Raw genomic sequence first — 20,009 nt, forward strand, 5'->3', positions numbered from 1 at the left:
AGTCATGTTCAAGCGAAACACCTTAAGCCTCGGGGGCGCCGCCTTGTGCGGCGCCCTGCTGGTCAGCGGCTGCGCCAATCAGATGTCGCAACGCAGCGAACACGAGGAACGGATCGAGCGCAAATTGCTCGATCACAGCCTGCAGATCGATGTCGGTGAGCCTAAGGTGCTTGAGCTGCCGCAACGCCGGGTACGTATCCACGAGCAAAAGACCTTCGAAGTCACCGAGTTCGAGGTCACCCGCCGCTACGATCGCTATACGCCCTACCAACCCTGGCGGGAGATCTACGAGATCCCGCTGGGTGCGGTAGCACTGGTGGCCGGCGTCGGTGCCAACGTGGTCAATGTGTTCGCCCTGGGCAACCTGCCGGACAGCGTCACCAAGGACTGGGTCAGCTATGGCGTGTCGGGGCTCAACCCGTTCATGAACATGCCGTCCCACGGTCGGGCCCAGCAGAACCTGGCAGCCATCGATGAAGTCCAGCGTGACAAGCGCCTGGAGTATTCGAGCCTGCCCTGGAGCGAGCGCCCGGTGCAAGTCAAGGCCGGCAAGCAGACCTACGACATGAGCACCGATCGCAATGGTGTGCTGCGCTTGAACCTGCTGGACGCGCCGTTCTCCGAACAGGACCTGAACCACATCGGCAAGTTGCAGATCAGTGTCGAAGACGCCCAGGACGAAGTGCATTCCGACTCGTCCCTGAGCCTGAGCAGCAGCCTGCGCGGCAAGCTGGTGGAAGCTCACGCCCTGATCTACGACGACCTGGAAGATGACGAAGTGAGCCAATGGGTGCACCGAGTCAAGCGCCTGTCGGAACTGGGCCTGGAAGAAGAAGCCAGCGAACTGGAGCAGAGCCTGATCGAGCTGACCCGCAACGATCCGGAACTGCAGAGCGAGTTTCTCAAGTCCCTGACCAAGAACGCCGGCCGCCTGGTCGCCGACCCCGGCAGCAACTGACATCCCCTGTAGGAGCCGGCTTACCGGCGAAAAGCGCTACCGCGGCTGAATAACAGCCCGGTTCGCTGGCAAGCCAGCGCCTACACTCCGCCCTGGAACAGCTCCAGCTGTTCATGAGCGCCGCGCAGATCCTGCAAACGCACACCAATGCCCAACAGGCGCACTGGCTTTCCGCCCCGCTTGAAGGCCTGGGTCAGCAGTTGCCGATAACTCTCCAGGTCCCGCCCCGCCCCCGCCTGTTCCAGGGTGGTCTGGGTAAAGTCATGGAACTTCACTTTGACGAACGGCTTGCCCGGTCGGTAGCTGGCGTCGATACGGGTCATGCGCCCGGCCAGCGTCTCCATCAGCTCCGGCAACTTCTGCAGGCAACTGTCCAGATCCGGCAGATCCACGTCATAGGTGTTTTCCACGCTGATGGACTGGCGCCGACTGTCATTCTGCACCGGCCGCTCGTCGATCCCCCTGGCCAGGCTCCACAGACGCTCACCGAAACTGCCGAACTCGCGCACCAGCGCCAGCTTGCTCCAGTCGCGCAACTGCAGGCAGTCGACAATCCCCAGACGACCCAGTTTGTCCGCCGTGACCTTGCCCACCCCATGCAACTTGCTCACTGGCAATTCGGAGACAAAATCCTCCACCTGATCCGGAGTGATGACGAACAGGCCGTTGGGCTTTTTCCAGTCGCTGGCGATCTTGGCCAGAAACTTGTTGGGTGCGACCCCGGCCGAGACGGTGATATGCAATTGATTGGACACCCGCCGCCGAATGTCCTGGGCGATGCGCGTTGCGCTGCCGGCGAAGTTCGGGCTGTCGGAAACGTCCAGGTAGGCCTCGTCCAGGGACAAGGGTTCGATCAGATCGGTGTAATCCCGAAAGATCGCATGAATCTCTTTCGACGCCTCGCGGTAGGCATCCATGCGCGGCCGGACGATCACCAGGTCCGGACACAGGGTCAACGCGTGCCGCGACGACATGGCCGAACGCACGCCATAGGCCCGCGCCTCATAGTTGCAGGTCGCAATCACCCCCCGCCGATCCGCGGAGCCGCCCACTGCCAGCGGTTTGCTGGCCAGCTGCGGGTCATCGCGCATTTCGATGGCGGCATAGAAGCAATCACAGTCAATGTGGATGATTTTGCGCTGCATCATATAAAGGCAGGGATCATTGAAAGCTGAAGTCGGAATCAAAGCGGGCGATCAGTATCTACCGGCCCCTGTATATAGCACCAGTACCTTGCATCTCGGAGCAATCGGCAAAGCACCATGAGACATTTATTCTCTCAATGAGCGCCAAGCCTTCCATAGAGCTGCAAGCCACGTTCTACCTGGGCCCAAGCCTCGCCAAACGCTCCTGCGAGCACGCTAAGCGATTGAACAGGAAGCCTTTTTTAAAAATTAATGATTGACAGGCGCCCGCGACGCTGTAGAATCCGCCCACACAGACGCGGGATGGAGCAGTCTGGTAGCTCGTCGGGCTCATAACCCGAAGGTCGTCGGTTCAAATCCGGCTCCCGCAACCAAACATCAAAAAAGGCTACTCGAAAGAGTGGCCTTTTTTGTGCGCGTCTGTTTTTCCCTGCCCGTACTCACCAGCAGCGCGGCAAAACTCTTTAGCTGTCGCTGACTTAAGCGGCAGAGTCGGCCATTCGACGTTTATTTGACCTGTCGGACCATTAATGGTTGACACTCAGTCGTTCGCCTGTAGAATGCCGCCACACAGACGCGGGATGGAGCAGTCTGGTAGCTCGTCGGGCTCATAACCCGAAGGTCGTCGGTTCAAATCCGGCTCCCGCAACCAAACATCAAAAAAGGCTACTCGAAAGAGTGGCCTTTTTTGTATCTGTTGAAAAAGTTCTTTCGCAACAATGACCTGAGAAAGTATTGCGAACCGTTAGCGGTGCTTCGACCCTTCAAGACGCGAGCTATGCTCTGTCTCGAGCAACCACCCGGCGGCAAGCGCCCAGGGTCGCCGGGCCACGGTGAGACGCGTTAATATCTGAAACTATTTTTTCTACAGGGATTGGTAACTTGGCTGGATACCCCCATCCTGTCGCGCACAATCCAAGAGGTGATTGATGCGCGCCAACACGTCTGACTCACAAGACAGCGATACCACCGCTACCGCCACTCAACCTGTGACAGCCACTCGCTTGCGCTGGCTGGACCTGTTGAGCAAATACCGCCAGCCCCTGGGCCTGGCCGTAACCCTGTTGCTGTTCGCCATTGCCCTGGTCGCTTGCCGGCATTTGCTCAGCGAGCTGGACTTCTACGCGCTGCACGACTCGATCCTTGAAGTGCCCAAGCCGGCCCTGCTCGGCGCCCTGGGCGCGACCATCGTCGGCTTCATCATTCTGCTGGGCTACGAGTGGTCCGCCAGTCGCTATGCCGGAGTCAACCTGCCCGGTCGCACCCTGGCCCTGGGCGGCTTCACCGCCTTCGCCATCGGCAACGCCATCGGCCTGTCGCTGCTGTCCGGCGGCTCGGTGCGTTATCGCCTATATGCACGCCACGGGCTGGGGGCCTCAGACGTCGCCCACATGACCCTGTTCGCCAGCCTCTCCCTGGGCTGCGCCTTGCCACCGCTGGCGGCCCTGGCCACCCTGAGCAACCTGCCGGCCGCTTCGGCGGCCCTGCGCATGCCAGAGAGCCTGTTGGCCGGCATCGCCCTGGCCATCCTGCTGCTGGGCGCGGTACTGGCCGTCGGCATCTATCGCCGGCGCCTGCCGGAGCAACCCCTGCGCGACAACCTGCTGGTCCGGGTCGGACGCCGCACCCTGCGCCTGCCAGGTCGCCGCCTGACCTTCCTGCAACTGATCATCACCGCCCTGGACGTCGCCGCAGCCGCCACCGTGCTCTACCTACTGCTGCCCGAAGCACCGCCCTTCGGCGCCTTCCTGCTGGTCTACCTGCTGGCCCTGGCAGCGGGCGTACTGAGCCATGTGCCCGGCGGCGTCGGGGTGTTCGAAGCCATCCTGCTGGCAGCCTTCGCCGACAAGCTCGGCGCCGCGCCCCTGGCCGCCGCACTGCTGCTGTACCGCCTGATCTACGTGGTGCTGCCGATGCTGGCGGCCTGCGTCCTGCTGCTGATCAACGAAGCCCAGCGCCTGTTCCAGACCCGGCAATCGCTGCGGGTGGCTTCCGGCCTGGCGGCACCGATCCTGGCGGTGCTGGTGTTTCTTTCCGGCGTGGTGCTGCTGTTCTCCGGCGCCACCCCGGAAATCGACACCCGCCTGCAACACATCGGCTTTCTCATTCCCCATCGCCTGGTGGACGCCTCGCACTTCGGCGCCAGCCTGATCGGCGTGCTCTGCCTGCTACTGGCCCAGGGCCTGCGCCGGCGCCTGTCGGCGGCCTGGATGCTCACCACCATTCTGCTGCTGGTGGGCGCCCTGCTCTCGCTGCTCAAAGGCTTCGACTGGGAAGAAGCCTGCCTGATGACCCTCACGGCCAGCCTGCTGGCGGTGTTCCGGCGCTCGTTCTACCGCCCCAGCCGCCTGACCGAACTGCCCTTCTCGCCGCTGTATCTGGTGGCCAGCGTCTGTGTGCTCGGTGCCTCCATCTGGCTGCTGCTGTTCGCCTATCAGGACGTGCCCTACAGCCATCAGCTGTGGTGGCAGTTCACCCTCGACGCCGATGCTCCCCGGGGCCTGCGCTCGCTGCTGGGCGCCGCAGTGCTGTTGCTGGTGGTGTCCCTGACCTGGCTGCTGCGCACCGCGCGCCCGGTGATCCACCTGCCCACCAGCGAAGAGCTGGACAAGGCGGCGCAGATCCTCATGGCCTCCTCCCAACCCGATGGCGGCCTGGCCCTGACCGGTGACAAGGCGCTGCTGTTCCACCCCAACGACGACGCCTTCCTCATGTACGCCCGCCGTGGCCGCAGCCTGGTGGCGCTGTACGACCCCATCGGCCCGACCCAGCAACGCGCGGAAATGATCTGGCAGTTCCGCGACCTGTGCGACGTACACCACGCACGCCCGGTGTTCTACCAGGTACGGGCGGAAAACCTGCCCTACTACATGGACATCGGCCTGACCGCGATCAAGCTCGGCGAAGAAGCCCGGGTCGATCTCAAGCGCTTTGATCTCGAAGCCAAGGGCAAGGAGATGAAGGACCTGCGCTACACCTGGAACCGCGGCACCCGCGACGGCCTGTCGCTGGAGATCCACGAACCCGGGCAAGCGCCGATGGATGAGCTGAAGGTCATCTCCGATGCCTGGCTGACCGGCAAGAACGTCCGCGAGAAAGGCTTCTCCCTGGGCCGCTTCAGCGACGACTACCTCAAGCACTTCCGTATCGCGATCATCCGTTTTGAAGGGCGCCCGGTGGCCTTCGCCAACCTGCTCGAGACCTACAGCCACGACCTGGCCAGCCTCGACCTGATGCGGGCGCACCCGGACGCGCCGAAGCTGACCATGGAGTTCATGATGGTCGGCCTGATCCAGCACTATAAAAATCATGGATACGCCCGCTTCAGCCTGGGCATGGTGCCGCTGTCCGGCCTGCAACCCCGGCGTGGCGCGCCGTTGACCCAACGCCTGGGCTCGATGGTGTTCCGTCGTGGCGAGCAGCTGTACAACTTCCAGGGCCTGCGCCGCTTCAAAGACAAATTCCAGCCTGACTGGGAACCTCGTTACATGGCCGTGCCGGCAGGTCTGGACCCGCTGGTCGCATTGGCCGACACTGCCGCCCTGATTGCAGGCGGCTTGACTGGATTGGTGAAACGCTAATGATTCGACGCTCTTGGCGGTACCTGCTGGCAACCCTGGTGGTGCTGGCTCTGATTGCAGGTGGCGGCTACTGGTGGTGGAACCGCCCAGCTCCCGAACCCACCCTGGAACAACTGACCCAGGCCGACGGTTCGACCCTGACCCGAGTGACCCCAGGCACCAAGGCCAAGGCCCGAGTGGTGGTGGCGGTGCTGCCTGACGCCACCCTGACCGACAAGCAACTGCTGGCCCTGAGCCGCAGCGGTGCGGCGCAGATCGTCCAGGTGGTCCTGCCCAAGGACGACTGCAAGCTGCAGGAGCAAGCCCTGCAAGACGCCCTGCCCCAGCTCAACGGCCCGGCCACCCTGGTCAGCGGCATCGGCCCGGGCGCCGCCCTGGCCTGGCGCTGGATCGCCTCCCAGAACGACGACAAGGCCCAGGCCGTGTCGGTAGGCTTCACCATCAACCCGGCGCCCGGCTGTACCGATCCGTTGCCCAAGACCCTGGCCCACGGCCACTGGCTGGTGGCCTGGAACGACAACCCGGACGACGAAAGTGCCGGGTTCGTGCGTGACACCCCCAACGCCACCACCAGCATCAGCGACTACGACATCCACCTGCCCCAGGTGCTGAACAACGAGCTGCGCAAGCTGCTGGTGGGTTCGGAGAACGGCGGCCTGAGCATCCCCGTGGTGGAAGTCCCGGCCGGCCAGGCCAAGGACACCGTGACCCTGTTCCTCTCCGGCGACGGCGGCTGGCGCGACCTGGACCGCGACGTGGCCGGCGAGATGGCCAAGATCGGCTACCCGGTGGTGGGCATCGACACCCTGCGCTACTACTGGCAGCACAAGACCCCGGAACAGAGCGCCATCGACCTCACCGAGCTGATGCAGCACTACCGGCAGAAGTGGGGCACCAAGCGTTTCGTGCTGACCGGCTACTCCTTCGGCGCCGACGTGCTGCCGGCGATCTACAACCGCCTGCCGGAAGCCGAGCAACAGCGCATCGACGCCATTATCCTGCTGGCCTTCGCCCGCACCGGCAGCTTCGAGATCGAAGTCGAAGGCTGGCTGGGCAACGCCGGCAAGGAAGCCGCCACCGGCCCGGAAATGGCCAAGCTGCCAGCGGCCAAGGTGGTGTGCATCTATGGCGTGGAAGAAGTCGATGAAAGCGGTTGCACCGACAAGACCGCCGTCGGTGAAGCCATGAAGCTGCCAGGGGGCCATCACTTCGATGAGAACTACCCGGCACTGGCCAAGCGCCTGGTGGATGCCATCGAGAAGCGCCAGGTCAAGGATCAGGCCACCGCTCAAGAGTGAGCTGAGCCTCGCCCCATAAAAGCCCCCGCAGCCCTGAAGCTGCGGGGGCTTTTTTACATCAGTTGCCTGAGTTGTCTCGCTGAAAGCGGCGCAATAGCGGATGACTCCCGCCCAGGTTGTAGGCAAACTCCGAGAGTTGTGTAAGGGGTGCGTTTTGGGCACTTTGCTGCCTTGTTGGCCTGCGCTTGCACGGGCTAGGCTCCGGGTGTCGCTGAACTTCAGCAACCGGGCTTGGAAACCCGAAGAGTCTGGGCAACTAGCACCCCATAGTGATTGCAGGCGAATTTAGCACCTGCAATCCATCTGTTATGGCGGCTGTGCGTGGGAGACCTTCGGGTCTGCCGGTTTCCTGGATTCCCGGTTTTCCAACCTGCGTACAGCTGCCACCCATTCGCTTGGAAACGAACGTGGTAGCTCCTCAAATTCAGGAGTTGGACCATGAACAATGCGAACCCGCCTCAACTGTCAGATCTGAAAACTATCGGCTTAAGCACTTTCCTTTACTGCTCGGAACGCCCGCTGTTCCAGGTCAGCCCCGGCCTCCCCATCGGCGACGCCCTGGCCCAAGCCTCCGACCTGCTGTCCCTGGCCAAGGCCTTTGCCGAGGACGCCGCCTACAGCCAGGACAGCGATCGTCACGCCTGGGCCGCGCACTACCTGACCGCCATGGGCAAGGCGGTGGTGGACGATGTGGTGCAGGCGCTCGCCGCGTAAATCTTGCGGCCAGCGGGCTCCGGGAGAAACCGTCCAACCACCAGCATCGATGTCGATGGTCAGTCCGTTATCGCGAGCAAGCTCGCTCCTACAGGGCCGTGAAACGAAAAAGCCCCCGCTGCCGCAAGGCAACGGGGGCTTTTATGGGCCCGGGTTTATATCTCGACCTGGGTGCCCAGTTCGATCACCCGGTTCACCGGCAGCTTGAAGAAGCGCAGGTTGCCGTTGGCGTTCTTCAACATGAAGGCGAACAGCGCTTCGCGCCAGCGGGCCATGCCTTCGAGCTTGGAGGCGATCACCGTCTCGCGGCTGAGGAAGTAGGTGGTGCGCATCGGGCTGAAGTCCAGTTCATCCAGGTGGCACAGCTTCAGGGCTTCAGGCACGTCCGGCTCGTCGGTGAACCCAAAATGCAGGATCACCCGGAAGAAGCCTTCGCCGTAGGCATCCACCTCGAAACGCCGCTGGGCGGGCACCCGGGGAATGTCTTCATAGACCACGGTCAACAGCACCACTTGCTCATGCAACACCTGGTTGTGCAGCAGGTTGTGCAACAGTGCGTGGGGCACGGCGTCCGGGCGCGCGGTGAGGAACACCGCGGTGCCCTGGACCCGATGCGGCGGCTGCACGCGGATGCTGCCGATGAAGATTGGCAGCGGCAGGCCGCCTTCGTCCAGGCGATCCACCAGCAGTTCCTTGCCGCGCTTCCAGGTGGTCATGAGGACGAACAGCACGATCCCCGCCAGCACCGGGAAGGCACCGCCCTGGACGATCTTCGGCACGTTGGCGGCGAAGAACAGCCCGTCCACCAGCAAGAAACCCACCAGGATCGGCACGGTCAGCACCGGTGGCCATTTCCACAGCAGCAGCATCACCGCGGACACCAGAATGCTGGTGATCAGCATGGTCCCGGTCACCGCCACGCCGTAGGCCGAGGCCAGGGCGCCGGAGGACTCGAAGCCCAGTACCAGCAGGATCACGCCCACCATCAGCGACCAGTTCACCGCGCCGATGTAGATCTGCCCCTGCTCGGCACTGGAGGTGTGCTGGATGTACATGCGCGGGATGTAGCCCAGTTGGATCGCCTGACGGGTCAGGGAGAAGGCGCCGGAAATCACCGCCTGGGAGGCGATCACCGTGGCCAGGGTCGCCAGCACCACCAGCGGGATCAAGGCCCAGCCCGGCGCCAGCAGGTAGAACGGGTTGCGCGCGGCGTCGGGGTTCTCCAGCAGCAACGCGCCCTGGCCGAAGTAGTTCAGCACCAGGGCCGGCAGCACCAGGGCGAACCAGGCACGGGCAATGGGCTTGCGGCCGAAGTGGCCCATGTCGGCGTACAGGGCCTCGGCGCCGGTCAGCGCCAGCACCACGGCGCCAAGAATGGCCACGCCCATGCCGGGATGGACGATGAAGAAGCGCACGCCCCACACCGGGTTGAGCGCCTGCAGCACTTCCGGGTGCTGGAGAATGCCGTTGACCCCCAAGCCTCCCAGCACCAGGAACCAGGCCACCATCACCGGGCCGAACAGCTTGCCGATGCGATCGGTGCCGTGTTTCTGGATCAGAAACAGCCCCACCAGCACCACCAAGGCCATGGGCACCACCCAGTGCTCCAGGCCGCTGAACGCCAGCTCCAGCCCTTCCACCGCCGACAATACCGAGATCGCCGGGGTGATCATGCTGTCGCCATAGAACAAGGCGGCGCCGATCAAGCCGAGGATCACCAGCACCGAACGCAGACGTGGGTAGGAGCCGGCCGCCCGCCGGGCCAGTGCCGTCAGGGCCATGATGCCGCCCTCGCCCTGGTTGTCGGCCCGCAGGATGAACAGCACGTATTTGATCGAAACGACCCAGACCAACGACCAGAAAATCAGCGCCAGGATGCCAAACACCCCATCGTGGTTGACCTGGACGCCATAACTGCCGGAAAACACCTCTTTGAGGGTATAGAGCGGGCTGGTGCCGATATCGCCATACACCACCCCGACCGCTGCCACCAGCATCCCCAGAGGCTTAGCCCCGGAGTGCTCGCCACTCACCGCCTGACCACTTGCCTGACCCATCAATGACTCCTACTACCAAGACCGGGGCTTCTTATATAGAAAGCGCAAGGTTATACAAGGGCTATTCTCTAAACTTGTGCAGTTTCCCATGTAACTTGCAGGTTTTTATTACCACTGGGTACTTAACTAAAGCCGCATGAAAACCACCGGGCATAACGCGAAGAAGCATAGTCCAGCGCTCGTCGTATTTCCCCTGCATAAAGCTGGTCAAGCGCCTCGACCATCGCTAGAATTGCGCACTTTTTGATCAGAGGCGCAGCCAGCGCCCAACTGTCGCACTTGCCCCCCAAGTGGCTCGACACCCAATACCGAGGTTAGACATGTCCACCCCCTCCGCGCCGGCCAACCCGAAAGTCGGCTTCGTATCCCTGGGTTGCCCAAAAGCTCTGGTCGACTCCGAGCGCATCCTCACTCAACTGCGCATGGAAGGCTATGACGTGGTGTCCACCTATCAGGACGCCGATGTCGTGGTGGTCAACACCTGCGGTTTCATCGACTCTGCCAAGGCCGAATCCCTGGAAGTGATCGGCGAAGCCATCAAGGAAAACGGCAAGGTCATCGTCACCGGCTGCATGGGCGTCGAAGAAGGCAATATCCGTGACGTGCACCCAAGCGTGCTGGCGGTGACCGGCCCGCAACAGTACGAGCAGGTGGTCAACGCCGTGCACGAAGTGGTGCCGCCGAAACAGGACCACAACCCGCTGATCGACCTGGTGCCGCCGCAAGGCATCAAGCTGACGCCACGGCACTACGCCTACCTGAAGATTTCTGAAGGCTGCAACCACAGCTGCAGCTTCTGCATCATCCCGTCGATGCGCGGCAAGCTGGTCAGCCGCCCGGTGGGCGATGTGCTCGACGAGGCCCAGCGCCTGGTCAAGTCCGGGGTCAAGGAACTGCTGGTGATCTCCCAGGACACCAGCGCCTATGGCGTCGACGTCAAGTACCGCACCGGCTTCTGGAACGGCGCGCCGGTGAAGACCCGCATGACCGAACTGTGCGAGGCCCTGAGTACCCTGGGTGTGTGGGTGCGCCTGCACTACGTGTACCCCTACCCGCACGTGGACGAGCTGATTCCGCTGATGGCCGCCGGCAAGATCCTGCCGTACCTGGACATCCCGTTCCAGCACGCCAGCCCGAAAGTGCTCAAGGCCATGAAGCGTCCGGCCTTCGAAGACAAGACCCTGGCGCGGATCAAGGCCTGGCGCGAGATCTGCCCGGAGCTGATCATCCGCTCGACCTTCATCGTCGGCTTCCCCGGCGAAACCGAAGAAGACTTCCAGTACCTGCTCAACTGGCTGACCGAAGCCCAGCTGGACCGCGTCGGCTGCTTCCAGTACTCGCCGGTGGAAGGCGCTCCGGCCAACGACCTGGACCTGGAAGTGGTCCCGGACGAGGTCAAGCAGGACCGCTGGGAACGCTTCATGGCGCACCAGCAGGAAATCAGCTCGGCACGCCTGCAACAGCGCATCGGCAAGGAGATCGAAGTGCTGATCGACGAAGTTGATGAGAATGGCGCGGTGGGCCGCTGCTTCTTCGATGCACCGGAGATCGACGGCAACGTGTTCATCGATGGCGCCGGCGATCTGAAGCCGGGTGACAAGGTCTGGTGCCGGGTCACCGACGCCGACGAATACGACCTCTGGGCCGAAACCCTGTAAGGCGTAAAAAAACTGCCAAGCCCCGCTCTCACCACGAGATGCGGGGCTTTTTTCGGTCTATCGTTAGCCCTTGCCAATCACCTCAGGGACAAGCGGCATGCGCCACCACTCGGTCATCCACACACCGAAAGTCAGCGACTACCCGGAACTGGTCCGCGTCTGGGAAGACTCGGTGCGCGCCACCCACGACTTTCTCCCGGACAGCTACATAGCGCTGCTGCGCAACCTGGTGCTGACCCGCTACCTGGATGCGGTGATGCTGATCTGTACCCGCGACCCACGCCAGCGCATCACCGGGTTTGCCGGGGTGGCGGCGGGCAAGATCGAGATGCTGTTCATCGACGCGGCCCATCGCGGCCAGGGCCTAGGCCGGCAACTGCTGCACTACGCGGTGGAGCACTTGAACGCCTATCAGCTGGACGTCAACGAGCAGAATCCCCAGGCCTTGGGTTTCTACTTCAAGCAGGGTTTCGAAGTGGTCGGCCGCTCGGAACAGGACGGCCTGGGCCAGCCCTACCCACTGCTGCACATGCGCCTGAAGCAGCCACAGCTGCAAGCCCTGCGCGGCTAAAAGCCACAGCCGGCAAATGGACCCGCGATTAACCAGCGCCAGGCAGGTACAATAGCTGCCCTCTTTTGTTACGGCCCCTGACATGACTGACCCGATTCGTCTCTCCAAACGCCTCATCGAACTGGTCGGCTGCTCCCGCCGGGAGGCTGAGCTGTTCATCGAGGGCGGCTGGGTCACCGTAGACGGCGAAGTCATCGACGAGCCGCAGTTCAAGGTCGGCGCGCAAACCGTCGTGCTCGACCCCGAAGCCAAGGCCACCGCACCGGAGCCGGTGACCATCCTGCTCAACGTGCCCGCCGGCCAGGACCTGGACAGCGCCATGCAGTCCATCAGCGCCGACAGCCTGTCCCAGGAGCACCGCTACGGCAAACGTCCGCTGCGTGGGCATTTCCTGCGCCTGAGCGCCGGTGACGACCTGCAACCCAATGCCAGCGGCCTGCTGGTGTTCACCCAGGACTGGAAGGTGCTGCGCAAGCTGACCGCGGACGCGGCCAAGATCGAGCAGGAATACGTGGTCGAGGTCGAAGGCGAGATGATCGATCACGGCCTCAACCGCCTGAACCACGGCCTGACCTACAAGGGCCGCGAGCTGCCGCCGGTCAAGGCCAGCTGGCAGAACGAAAACCGCCTGCGCTTCGCCATGAAGAATCCGCAGCCGGGTGTGATCGCGCAGTTTTGCCAAGCCGTCGGCCTCAAGGTCGTCGCCATTCGCCGCATCCGTGTCGGCGGCGTGTCCATCGGCAAGGTGCCGCTGGGCCAGTGGCGCTACCTGTCGGCCAAAGAGAAGTTCTAAAGCCGCCCCCATTCAGACGCCGTGCCCTGGCGCGGCGCTCCACGCGCATTGATCAGGACTGTAACCATGATTCATAACGATGTACTGCGCAGCGTGCGCTACATGCTCGACATCAGCGACAAGAAGGTCGTGGACATCATCAAGCTGACCGGCTTCAAGGTCAGCCTCAACGACATCGTCAGCTACCTGAAGAAGGATGAGGAAGAAGGCTTCGTGCACTGCCCTGACGAAGTCATGGCGCACTTCCTCGACGGCCTGGTGATCTTCAAGCGCGGCAAGGACGAAAGCCGTCCGCCGCTGCCGATCGAGCTGCCGGTGACCAACAACATCATCCTGAAGAAGCTGCGGGTAGCCTTCGAGCTCAAGGAAGAAGACATGCACGCCGTGCTCAAGGCCGCCGACTTCCCGGTGTCCAAGCCGGAGCTGAGCGCGCTGTTTCGCAAGTTTGGCCACACCAACTACCGCCCCTGCGGCGACCAGCTGCTGCGCAACTTCCTCAAGGGCCTGACCCTGCGTGTTAGAGCGTAAGACAGCTGCAAGCTTCAAGCTGCAAGTTCAAGGCTTGTAGCTGGCGGCTTGTAGCGCAAGGCTTGAGGCTTGCCAAATGACCTACAGCGTTTCGCCCATCGGCTTCGTGCGCTCCTGCTTCAAGGAGAAGTTCGCCATCCCGCGCCAACCGCAACTGGCCCCGGCCGCTCGCGGCGTATTGGAGCTGGTGGCGCCCTTCGATCAGGGCGACGCGGTGCAAGGACTGGAGCAGGTCAGCCACGTCTGGCTGCTGTTCCTGTTTCACCAGGCCCTGGAGGACAAGCCACGGCTCAAGGTCCGCCCGCCGCGCCTGGGGGGCAACAAGTCCATGGGGGTCTTCGCTACCCGTGCCACCCACAGACCCAACGGCATCGGCCAGTCGGTGGTCAAGCTGGACAAGGTCGAGGCCAACCGCCTGTGGATCTCCGGCATCGACCTGCTGGACGGCACGCCGATCCTCGATATCAAGCCCTACGTGCCTTACGCCGACATCATTGCCACGGCGAGCAATGACATCGCCAGCGCCGCGCCGCAGATTATTCCGGTGCAGTGGCAGGATAATGCCCTGCAACAGGCTCAGATCCACGCTCAGCGCCTTCAGGAGCCCCTGGTGGAGTTGATCGAGCAGTGCCTGGCCCAGGATCCGCGCCCGGCCTATCAGGTGCCCACTGCCGAGCGGGAATACGGTGCGCAGTTCTGGGACCTGGATGTGCGCTGGCATTACCCCGAGCCGGGGCTGATCCGGGTGCTGGAAGTGGTCCCGGCGGGCTGAACCCCGGAAACGAAAAAGCCCGCGTTGCCTGGTCAGGCAACGCGGGCTTTTTTGCGTTCGGGAGATCGTGCCCAATCAGCACGAATGCGCTGCTTGGGCGATCTTCGCGAGCAAGCTCGCTCCTACTTTTCGACGAAGGCGCGTTCGATCAGGTAGTCACCCGGTTCGCGCATGCGCGGCGAAACGGTCAGGCCGAAGCTGTTGAGCACTTCGCTGGTTTCTTCCAGCATGCTCGGGCTGCCGCACAGCATGGCGCGGTCGTCCTGCGGGTTGATCGGTGGCAGACCGATGTCGCGGAACAGCTTGCCGCTGCGCATCAGGTCGGTGAGACGGCCTTCGTTCTCGAACGGCTCGCGGGTCACGGTGGGGTAGTAGATCAACTTTTCACGCAGCGCTTCGCCGAAGAACTCGTTCTGCGGCAGGTGCTCGGTGATGAACTCGCGGTAGGCGACTTCGTTGACGTAACGTACGCCGTGGCACAGGATCACTTTTTCGAAACGCTCATAGGTTTCCGGATCCTGGATCACGCTCATGAACGGCGCCAGACCGGTGCCGGTGCTGAGCAGGTACAGGTGCTTGCCCGGCTTCAAGTCATCCAGTACCAGGGTACCGGTTGGCTTCTTGCTGATGATGATCTCGTCGCCTTCCTTCAGATGCTGCAGCTGGGAAGTCAGCGGACCGTCCGGAACCTTGATGCTGAAGAATTCGAGATGCTCTTCCCAGTTCGGGCTGGCAATGGAGTAAGCACGCATAAGCGGACGGCCATTGGGCTGTTGCAGGCCGATCATCACGAACTGACCGTTCTCGAAGCGCAGACCCGGGTCGCGGGTGCACTTGAAGCTGAACAGAGTGTCATTCCAGTGATGAACACTGAGGACACGCTCGTGGTTCATGTTGCTCATGTACGGGGGCTCCTAGAAATTGCCTGCGCTGACCATGAGCGCAATTGCACAGCATTCTAATGGCGGCGACAATATCTGTTAACTGGATTATTAAGATAAGGGTTATCGGTTATATCGATATGCGATTTACTCTCCGTCAACTGCAAGTCTTCGTCGCCGTCGCCCAGCAAGAGAGCGTTTCTCGCGCTGCCGGGCTCCTGGCCCTGTCGCAATCCGCGGCGAGCACCTCGATCACCGAACTCGAGCGCCAATCCAGCTGCCAGCTGTTCGACCGTGCCGGCAAGCGCTTGAGTCTCAATGCCCTGGGCAAGCAGTTGTTGCCCCAGGCGGTGGCCCTGCTCGATCAGGCCAAGGAAATCGAGGACCTGCTCAACGGCAAGTCCGGCTTCGGCTCGCTGTCGGTGGGTGCGACCCTGACCATCGGCAACTACCTGGCGACCCTGCTGATCGGCAGCTTCATGCAGGTACACCCGGAAAGCCAGGTGAAGCTCCATGTGCAGAACACTGCGCATATCGTGCAACAGGTGGCTCACTACGAAATTGATCTGGGTCTAATCGAAGGCGACTGCAGCCACCCGGATATCGAGGTGCAGACCTGGGTCGAGGATGAGCTGGTGGTGTTCTGCGCGCCCCAGCATCCGCTGGCCAAGCGCGGCCACGCCAGCATGGAGGAGTTGACCCACGAAGCCTGGATTCTTCGCGAACAGGGTTCCGGCACGCGCCTGACCTTCGACCAGGCCATGCGTCATCATCGCAGCGCACTGAACATTCGCCTGGAACTGGAACATACCGAAGCCATCAAGCGCGCAGTGGAGTCGGGATTGGGTATTGGCTGCATCTCCCGCCTGGCGCTGCGGGACGCCTTTCGCCGGGGCAGCCTGGTGCCGGTGGAAACGCCGGGGCTGGATTTGGCCCGGCAGTTCTATTTCATCTGGCACAAACAGAAGTACCAGACCTCGGCGATGCGCGAATTTCTCGAACTGTGCCGTTCGTTCACCGCCGGGGTGCAGCGCAGCGACGAGATCGTCCTGCCGAGCATTCCTTAGATCAGGATCACCGCCCAGACGATAGTGATCATGCTCAGGGCAACAAACTGCGCGGCACTGCCCATGTCCTTGGCGTTTTTCGACAACGGGTGGCGATCCAGGGAAATGCGATCGATGGCCGCCTCCACCGCCGAGTTGAGCAGCTCGACGATCAGCGCCAGCAGGCACACGGCAATCAGCAGCGCGCGCTCGACCCGGCTGACATGGAGCAAAAAGCTCAAGGGAATCAGGATCACATTGAGCAGCACCAGTTGACGAAAGGCTGCCTCGCCGGTGAAGGCGGCGCGCAAGCCATCGAACGAATAGCCGGCGGCGTTAAGGATGCGTTTAAGACCGGTTTGACCTTTGAAAGGCGACATAGGCAGGGCAACTGAAGAAAAAGAAGTGGGGAAGCTAGTTCAACCAAAGTCAAAAAAGCGTGAACCAGCAGCCGGTTAATGGCTGGAAATTGACTCAAGTTGTTGCAGAAGCAAGGCCGCCTGGGTGCGTGTGCGAACCCCAAGCTTGCGGAAGATCGCCGTCACGTGGGCCTTGATCGTCGCTTCCGACACACTCAGTTCATACGCGATCTGCTTGTTCAGCAAACCTTCACAAACCATGGTCAAGACCCGGAACTGCTGGGGCGTCAGGCTGGCCAGGCCTTCGCTGGCGGCCTTGGCTTCCGCCGAAACACTGACTTCTTCAAACGCCTGGGGCGGCCACCAGACATCACCGTCCAGCACACTGCGCACCGCTTGTTGAATGACTTCCAGGGAGCTGGACTTGGGAATGAAACCGCTGGCCCCGAACTCTCGGGAACGGACCATGACGGAGGCTTCTTCCTGGGCCGACACCATCACCACTGGAATCTGCGGGTATTGCCCGCGCAACAGCACCAGACCGGAAAAGCCGTAGGCGCCGGGCATGTTCAGGTCCAGCAGGACCAGGTCCCAGTCGGCTTTTTCGGTCAGGCGGGTTTCCAGTTCAGCGATGCTCGCCACTTCCACCAGACGCACATCAGGCCCCAGGCCCAGGGTGACGGCTTGATGCAGCGCACTGCGAAACAGCGGGTGGTCATCGGCAATCAGGATTTCGTATGTGGCCATTTTTCAAATGATCCTGTTTTTCATGGCAGGACTGATGCATTCAGCCCTTATCCAGGCAACACGAGTGCTCGCCAGAGTGCGACACCCAAAGAGCACGAACACCGCGAAAAGCCTGAGCAAAACGGTGGTTCAAACAGCGCTGGCGCCCTAATCGGCGCCAAGCATGCCCAGCGCAGCCGGGGTGGTCAAGCGTGAAGCTTTGCGGCATCTTAGCCGGCTAACTAATAAGAGTGCCATCATGCGAAGCCAAGCCTTGCGTGCCGATGTCCTGATGCTGATCACCGCCGTGATCTGGGGATCGGCGTTTGTTGCCCAAACCTCCGGCATGGATCATATCGGGCCCTTCCTTTATTCCGGACTGCGCTTCGCTCTGGGTTCACTCTGCCTGCTACCGCTGGTCCTGCGCAGGGCGGCGGCCGATCGCCCTGCCGCACCGCTGCTCAATCGCGGCCTGTTGCTGGGCGGCGTGCTGATGGGGCTGGCCCTTGCTCTGGGGATCAATCTGCAACAGGTCGGGCTGTTGTTTACCAGTGTCACCAATGCCGGGTTCATCACCGGGCTTTACGTCATTGTAGTGCCGCTGCTGGGATTGCTGATTGGCCACAAGACCGGCCTGGGTACCTGGATCGGCGCGGTGCTGGCCGTGGTGGGGATGTTCCTGCTGAGCGTCGGCGACGGCTTTCAGGTGGCCTCCGGCGACTGGCTGCAACTGATCGGCGCCTTTGTCTGGGGTGGGCACGTGATTCTGGTGGGCGTATTCGCCAGCCGCCATGACCCGATTCGCCTGGCCTTCCTGCAATTTGCCACCTGCTCGGTGGTGAGCCTGATCCTGGCGCTGTGCCTGGAGCCGATTCGCTGGAGCGCGATCGTCGGTGCCGGGCCAGCCATTCTTTATGGCGGGGTGATTGCGGTCGGCGTCGGTTACACCTTGCAGGTGATCGCTCAAAAGGACGCAATTGCCTCCCACGCCGCGATCATCCTCTCCCTCGAAGCCGTGTTCGCCGCCGTCGCCGGGGCCTGGCTACTGGATGAGTCGCTGCAGATGCGCGGCTATTTCGGCTGCGCCCTGATGCTCGGCGGCATGCTGGTTGCCCAGCTATGGCCGCAAAAAAACCAGGCAAACGCCACCACTACACAAAGGGCTTGAGCCGGGAGTGCACTTCATCCTGGGGATCGATGGCCTTCTGGAACTTCGCCGACAGGTAATGGGTGCTGAACACATCAAGGTAGGCATCCAGGACCTGGCTGACCTGCTCGTCCCCCGCCAGCTCCAGGCATAACGCGGCAACCTCGGCGGTACAGAAATGGTCGTCGCGCTTGGAGCGGCGCAGTTTGTAGCGCGACAGCTTCTCGGACGACAGGCTCAGGACCGGCAAGTGCTCAAGATACGGGCTCTTGCGAAACATCTTGCGGGCTTCGCTCCAGGTGGCATCCAACAGAATGAACAACGGGCGCTTGCCTTCTTGCCGCCGGACCTCACTGACCACCCGCTCGGGGGCCACGAACTCGCCGGGGAACACGATATAAGGCTGCCACTGCGGATCCGCCAGCAAGGCCAGCAATTGTGGATCGACCTCGGTGCGGGACCAGTGAAACGCCCAGGTGTCGGCAATCACATCGGCGATCAACCACCCGGTATTGCTCGGCTTGAGCGGCTCCACATCGTGCATCACCAGGCACATGGCCGATTCGGCGCTGACCTTTGGCCGCCAGGCACACAGACAATGACTGGGAATCACGCGGCAGCGCGGGCAACGCTCGGCTCGCGAGCCCCGGGCGAAAAAGGGTTTGACCACACGAGCCATACGCAAATCACGTAGGCGGGATACCGCGTGGCTCATCGCAGGCCACACCGGCAAAGGGCAGGAATCAACACGTCAAAAACTCGAGGCGGGAAAAAGTCGGACAAGTTTATCAGAGCTATCTGTTCAAACCTGTACCGCCTTCCTGGCTCTCCCCCTATAATTCGTCGCCACTGAACGCACAGTCGAGTGACTGGTCGAAGCTTCAGTCATTGCACCAGGAGAGTTTCATGTTGCGCTTTACCATCCCTACCGTCGCCCTTCTGCTGGCCTTGCCTCTGGGAGTCCAGGCTGCGTCTTTGCAAGAGTTCGAACTGAGCAAAATGCTGGAGAAGGTCGCTGCGGAAAGCAACGTCGGCACTCCCCGGGAAATCAACGAAAACATCCTCGATCAGGGTTATACCGTTGAAGGCAAAGAGCTGATCAACCACCTCAGCGTCCAGTCCGCTCACGCCGCCCAGATGCGCGCCAATCCCAAGGCGGTCTACCTGCAACTGGGTGCCAGCGTCTGCCGCAACCCCAACTACCGCAAGCTGATGGCCAAAGGCGCAATCATGCGCTACGAATTTACCGAGAACCGTACCAATCGCCCGGTCGCCTCGGCACGCTTCCAGGAATCGGACTGCCCCTCCCAGAACACTCCCAAGAAGAAGTAATCAAGAGCGGGCCGCGCGTCGCTGCAGATCCTCGGCGCGCAACTCCGCCACCAGGGCCTGCAGGTAACGCGAGTGCGGCTCCTCGCCCGCCAGGCGCCGCCGGCACTCTTCCTCAAGGCTCAAATCATGGGCCGCCGCAGCGGCTTGCAACAGCTGGTACAACTGCGGATCGATTTCCAGCACAACAGTGGTCATCCCTTGCCTCCTTGCCCTTCGCTTTCACGAATGAACGCCCGCGGCCCCTTCCCGGGCCCAGCGCTGTAACTTAGTAAATCAGGGGTACAGCCCCCTGCCGCCGCGCCCGACCAATGGTGCACAAGCCAATAAGTTCATCAAGAAGCGATTGCCGCCAAGACTTTCTGGGCACATGATCAAGTCATGTCCGAAGGTTTCCATTAATGCTTTGAGGACGGTTCAGGAGGCCGCCCTGATGCGCCTTGCAG

Annotated in this window: 19 protein-coding genes and 2 tRNA genes; 14 read left to right on the forward strand and 7 right to left on the reverse strand. The window is 62.1% G+C overall.

All coding sequences use genetic code 11. The features are described from left to right. Nucleotides 1–4: 4 nt before the first annotated feature. Nucleotides 5–958 (forward strand): hypothetical protein, encoded by a 954-nt coding sequence (locus ACMGG8_RS28200; protein ID WP_060837826.1) that lies wholly within the window; start codon nucleotides 5–7, stop codon nucleotides 956–958. An 80-nt stretch (nucleotides 959–1,038) separates the two neighbouring features. Here ACMGG8_RS28200 and dinB read toward each other — a convergent pair whose 3' ends face one another. Further along, entirely contained in the window at nucleotides 1,039–2,106 is a 1,068-nt protein-coding gene (gene dinB / locus ACMGG8_RS28205) for a DNA polymerase IV (protein ID WP_060837825.1), read from the reverse strand. 294 nt (nucleotides 2,107–2,400) lie between these two features. Between dinB and ACMGG8_RS28210 the strand changes: the two genes are divergently transcribed. The 5 genes from ACMGG8_RS28210 to ACMGG8_RS28230 all read left to right on the forward strand — a co-directional run bounded on the left by ACMGG8_RS28210 (nucleotide 2,401) and on the right by ACMGG8_RS28230 (nucleotide 7,696). After that, nucleotides 2,401–2,477 (forward strand) — tRNA-Met (locus ACMGG8_RS28210). Between the two features lie 201 nt (nucleotides 2,478–2,678). Beyond that, nucleotides 2,679–2,755: transfer RNA gene (locus ACMGG8_RS28215), tRNA-Met, on the forward strand. Between the two features lie 277 nt (nucleotides 2,756–3,032). Next, complete coding sequence (gene mprF, locus ACMGG8_RS28220; protein WP_060837824.1) at nucleotides 3,033–5,684, forward strand: bifunctional lysylphosphatidylglycerol flippase/synthetase MprF; 2,652 nt, start codon at nucleotides 3,033–3,035, stop codon at nucleotides 5,682–5,684. Next, on the forward strand, nucleotides 5,684–6,982 hold the full coding sequence (locus ACMGG8_RS28225) for a virulence factor family protein (protein WP_060837823.1): 1,299 nt from the start codon (nucleotides 5,684–5,686) through the stop codon (nucleotides 6,980–6,982). Before mprF ends, ACMGG8_RS28225 begins: the two co-directional genes overlap by 1 nt. Nucleotides 6,983–7,420: 438 nt before the next feature. Further along, nucleotides 7,421–7,696, forward strand: coding sequence for a DUF3077 domain-containing protein (locus tag ACMGG8_RS28230; RefSeq protein ID WP_016964747.1), 276 nt, complete (start codon nucleotides 7,421–7,423; stop codon nucleotides 7,694–7,696). A gap of 155 nt (nucleotides 7,697–7,851) precedes the next feature. Here ACMGG8_RS28230 and ACMGG8_RS28235 read toward each other — a convergent pair whose 3' ends face one another. Then, a complete protein-coding gene (locus tag ACMGG8_RS28235; protein WP_375136254.1) occupies nucleotides 7,852–9,693 on the reverse strand; it encodes a potassium transporter Kup in 1,842 nt (613 codons plus the stop codon). Between the two features lie 380 nt (nucleotides 9,694–10,073). On the opposite strand from ACMGG8_RS28235, the gene rimO reads away from it, so the two are divergent. The 5 genes from rimO to tsaA all read left to right on the forward strand — a co-directional run bounded on the left by rimO (nucleotide 10,074) and on the right by tsaA (nucleotide 14,075). Continuing rightward, on the forward strand, nucleotides 10,074–11,411 hold the full coding sequence (rimO, locus tag ACMGG8_RS28240) for a 30S ribosomal protein S12 methylthiotransferase RimO (protein ID WP_047284184.1): 1,338 nt from the start codon (nucleotides 10,074–10,076) through the stop codon (nucleotides 11,409–11,411). A 97-nt stretch (nucleotides 11,412–11,508) separates the two neighbouring features. Further along, nucleotides 11,509–11,982, forward strand: a complete 474-nt coding sequence (locus ACMGG8_RS28245) for a GNAT family N-acetyltransferase (RefSeq protein ID WP_414158818.1) — start codon at nucleotides 11,509–11,511, stop codon at nucleotides 11,980–11,982. Between the two features lie 82 nt (nucleotides 11,983–12,064). Further along, on the forward strand, nucleotides 12,065–12,775 hold the full coding sequence (locus tag ACMGG8_RS28250; protein ID WP_129405452.1) for an rRNA pseudouridine synthase: 711 nt from the start codon (nucleotides 12,065–12,067) through the stop codon (nucleotides 12,773–12,775). A gap of 66 nt (nucleotides 12,776–12,841) precedes the next feature. Beyond that, complete coding sequence (locus ACMGG8_RS28255) at nucleotides 12,842–13,303, forward strand: DUF1456 family protein (protein ID WP_016966060.1); 462 nt, start codon at nucleotides 12,842–12,844, stop codon at nucleotides 13,301–13,303. 76 nt (nucleotides 13,304–13,379) lie between these two features. After that, entirely contained in the window at nucleotides 13,380–14,075 is a 696-nt protein-coding gene (gene tsaA, locus ACMGG8_RS28260) for a tRNA (N6-threonylcarbamoyladenosine(37)-N6)-methyltransferase TrmO (protein ID WP_108544532.1), read from the forward strand. Nucleotides 14,076–14,197: 122 nt separating this feature from the next. Here the strand turns inward: tsaA and fpr are convergent, their stop codons facing one another. Further along, nucleotides 14,198–14,977 carry a ferredoxin-NADP reductase gene (gene fpr, locus ACMGG8_RS28265; RefSeq protein WP_016966062.1) on the reverse strand — a complete coding sequence of 260 codons (780 nt, stop codon included), beginning with the start codon at nucleotides 14,975–14,977 and terminating at the stop codon, nucleotides 14,198–14,200. 119 nt (nucleotides 14,978–15,096) lie between these two features. Here fpr and ACMGG8_RS28270 point away from each other — a divergent pair, with 119 nt between their 5' ends. Next, nucleotides 15,097–16,023, forward strand: a complete 927-nt coding sequence (locus ACMGG8_RS28270) for a LysR family transcriptional regulator (protein ID WP_060842641.1) — start codon at nucleotides 15,097–15,099, stop codon at nucleotides 16,021–16,023. Here the strand turns inward: ACMGG8_RS28270 and ACMGG8_RS28275 are convergent. Together ACMGG8_RS28275 and erdR are read right to left on the reverse strand one after the other, a co-directional pair. Next, nucleotides 16,020–16,388: a diacylglycerol kinase gene (locus tag ACMGG8_RS28275; RefSeq protein ID WP_173655929.1), complete on the reverse strand. Its 369-nt coding sequence runs from the start codon at nucleotides 16,386–16,388 to the stop codon at nucleotides 16,020–16,022. The genes ACMGG8_RS28270 and ACMGG8_RS28275 overlap by 4 nt on opposite strands. 69 nt (nucleotides 16,389–16,457) lie before the next feature. After that, on the reverse strand, nucleotides 16,458–17,108 hold the full coding sequence (gene erdR, locus ACMGG8_RS28280; protein ID WP_060837817.1) for a response regulator transcription factor ErdR: 651 nt from the start codon (nucleotides 17,106–17,108) through the stop codon (nucleotides 16,458–16,460). Nucleotides 17,109–17,346: 238 nt separating this feature from the next. Between erdR and ACMGG8_RS28285 the strand changes: the two genes are divergently transcribed. Then, nucleotides 17,347–18,255, forward strand: coding sequence for a DMT family transporter (locus ACMGG8_RS28285; RefSeq protein ID WP_414158819.1), 909 nt, complete (start codon nucleotides 17,347–17,349; stop codon nucleotides 18,253–18,255). On the opposite strand, the gene ACMGG8_RS28290 is transcribed toward ACMGG8_RS28285, so the two are convergent. Next, entirely contained in the window at nucleotides 18,239–18,949 is a 711-nt protein-coding gene (locus ACMGG8_RS28290) for a tRNA-uridine aminocarboxypropyltransferase (RefSeq protein WP_060837815.1), read from the reverse strand. The two genes, ACMGG8_RS28285 and ACMGG8_RS28290, sit on opposite strands and share 17 nt — an antisense overlap. Before the next feature lie 191 nt (nucleotides 18,950–19,140). Here ACMGG8_RS28290 and ACMGG8_RS28295 point away from each other — a divergent pair, with 191 nt between their 5' ends. Continuing rightward, nucleotides 19,141–19,566, forward strand: a complete 426-nt coding sequence (locus tag ACMGG8_RS28295; RefSeq protein WP_060837814.1) for a quorum-sensing-regulated virulence factor family protein — start codon at nucleotides 19,141–19,143, stop codon at nucleotides 19,564–19,566. Here the strand turns inward: ACMGG8_RS28295 and ACMGG8_RS28300 are convergent, their stop codons facing one another. Further along, the gene (locus tag ACMGG8_RS28300) at nucleotides 19,567–19,761 is read right to left on the reverse strand and encodes a hypothetical protein (protein ID WP_060837813.1); all 195 of its coding nucleotides are present in this window, start codon (nucleotides 19,759–19,761) and stop codon (nucleotides 19,567–19,569) included. Nucleotides 19,762–20,009 lie beyond the last annotated feature (248 nt).

Origin of the sequence: Pseudomonas sp. BNK-45 (assembly GCF_047456255.1) — a bacterium.
Taxonomy (GTDB): domain Bacteria; phylum Pseudomonadota; class Gammaproteobacteria; order Pseudomonadales; family Pseudomonadaceae; genus Aquipseudomonas.

Coding starts and splice junctions, on each gene's coding strand:
- ACMGG8_RS28200 (WP_060837826.1), top strand. CDS start 5: ATGTTCAAGCGAAACACCTTAAGCCTCGGGGGCGCCGCCTTGTGCGGC.
- dinB (WP_060837825.1), bottom strand. CDS start 2,106: ATGATGCAGCGCAAAATCATCCACATTGACTGTGATTGCTTCTATGCC.
- mprF (WP_060837824.1), top strand. CDS start 3,033: ATGCGCGCCAACACGTCTGACTCACAAGACAGCGATACCACCGCTACC.
- ACMGG8_RS28225 (WP_060837823.1), top strand. CDS start 5,684: ATGATTCGACGCTCTTGGCGGTACCTGCTGGCAACCCTGGTGGTGCTG.
- ACMGG8_RS28230 (WP_016964747.1), top strand. CDS start 7,421: ATGAACAATGCGAACCCGCCTCAACTGTCAGATCTGAAAACTATCGGC.
- ACMGG8_RS28235 (WP_375136254.1), bottom strand. CDS start 9,693: ATGCTGGTGGCAGCGGTCGGGGTGGTGTATGGCGATATCGGCACCAGC.
- rimO (WP_047284184.1), top strand. CDS start 10,074: ATGTCCACCCCCTCCGCGCCGGCCAACCCGAAAGTCGGCTTCGTATCC.
- ACMGG8_RS28245 (WP_414158818.1), top strand. CDS start 11,509: ATGCGCCACCACTCGGTCATCCACACACCGAAAGTCAGCGACTACCCG.
- ACMGG8_RS28250 (WP_129405452.1), top strand. CDS start 12,065: ATGACTGACCCGATTCGTCTCTCCAAACGCCTCATCGAACTGGTCGGC.
- ACMGG8_RS28255 (WP_016966060.1), top strand. CDS start 12,842: ATGATTCATAACGATGTACTGCGCAGCGTGCGCTACATGCTCGACATC.
- tsaA (WP_108544532.1), top strand. CDS start 13,380: ATGACCTACAGCGTTTCGCCCATCGGCTTCGTGCGCTCCTGCTTCAAG.
- fpr (WP_016966062.1), bottom strand. CDS start 14,977: ATGAGCAACATGAACCACGAGCGTGTCCTCAGTGTTCATCACTGGAAT.
- ACMGG8_RS28270 (WP_060842641.1), top strand. CDS start 15,097: ATGCGATTTACTCTCCGTCAACTGCAAGTCTTCGTCGCCGTCGCCCAG.
- erdR (WP_060837817.1), bottom strand. CDS start 17,108: ATGGCCACATACGAAATCCTGATTGCCGATGACCACCCGCTGTTTCGC.
- ACMGG8_RS28285 (WP_414158819.1), top strand. CDS start 17,347: ATGCGAAGCCAAGCCTTGCGTGCCGATGTCCTGATGCTGATCACCGCC.
- ACMGG8_RS28290 (WP_060837815.1), bottom strand. CDS start 18,949: ATGAGCCACGCGGTATCCCGCCTACGTGATTTGCGTATGGCTCGTGTG.
- ACMGG8_RS28295 (WP_060837814.1), top strand. CDS start 19,141: ATGTTGCGCTTTACCATCCCTACCGTCGCCCTTCTGCTGGCCTTGCCT.
- ACMGG8_RS28300 (WP_060837813.1), bottom strand. CDS start 19,761: ATGACCACTGTTGTGCTGGAAATCGATCCGCAGTTGTACCAGCTGTTG.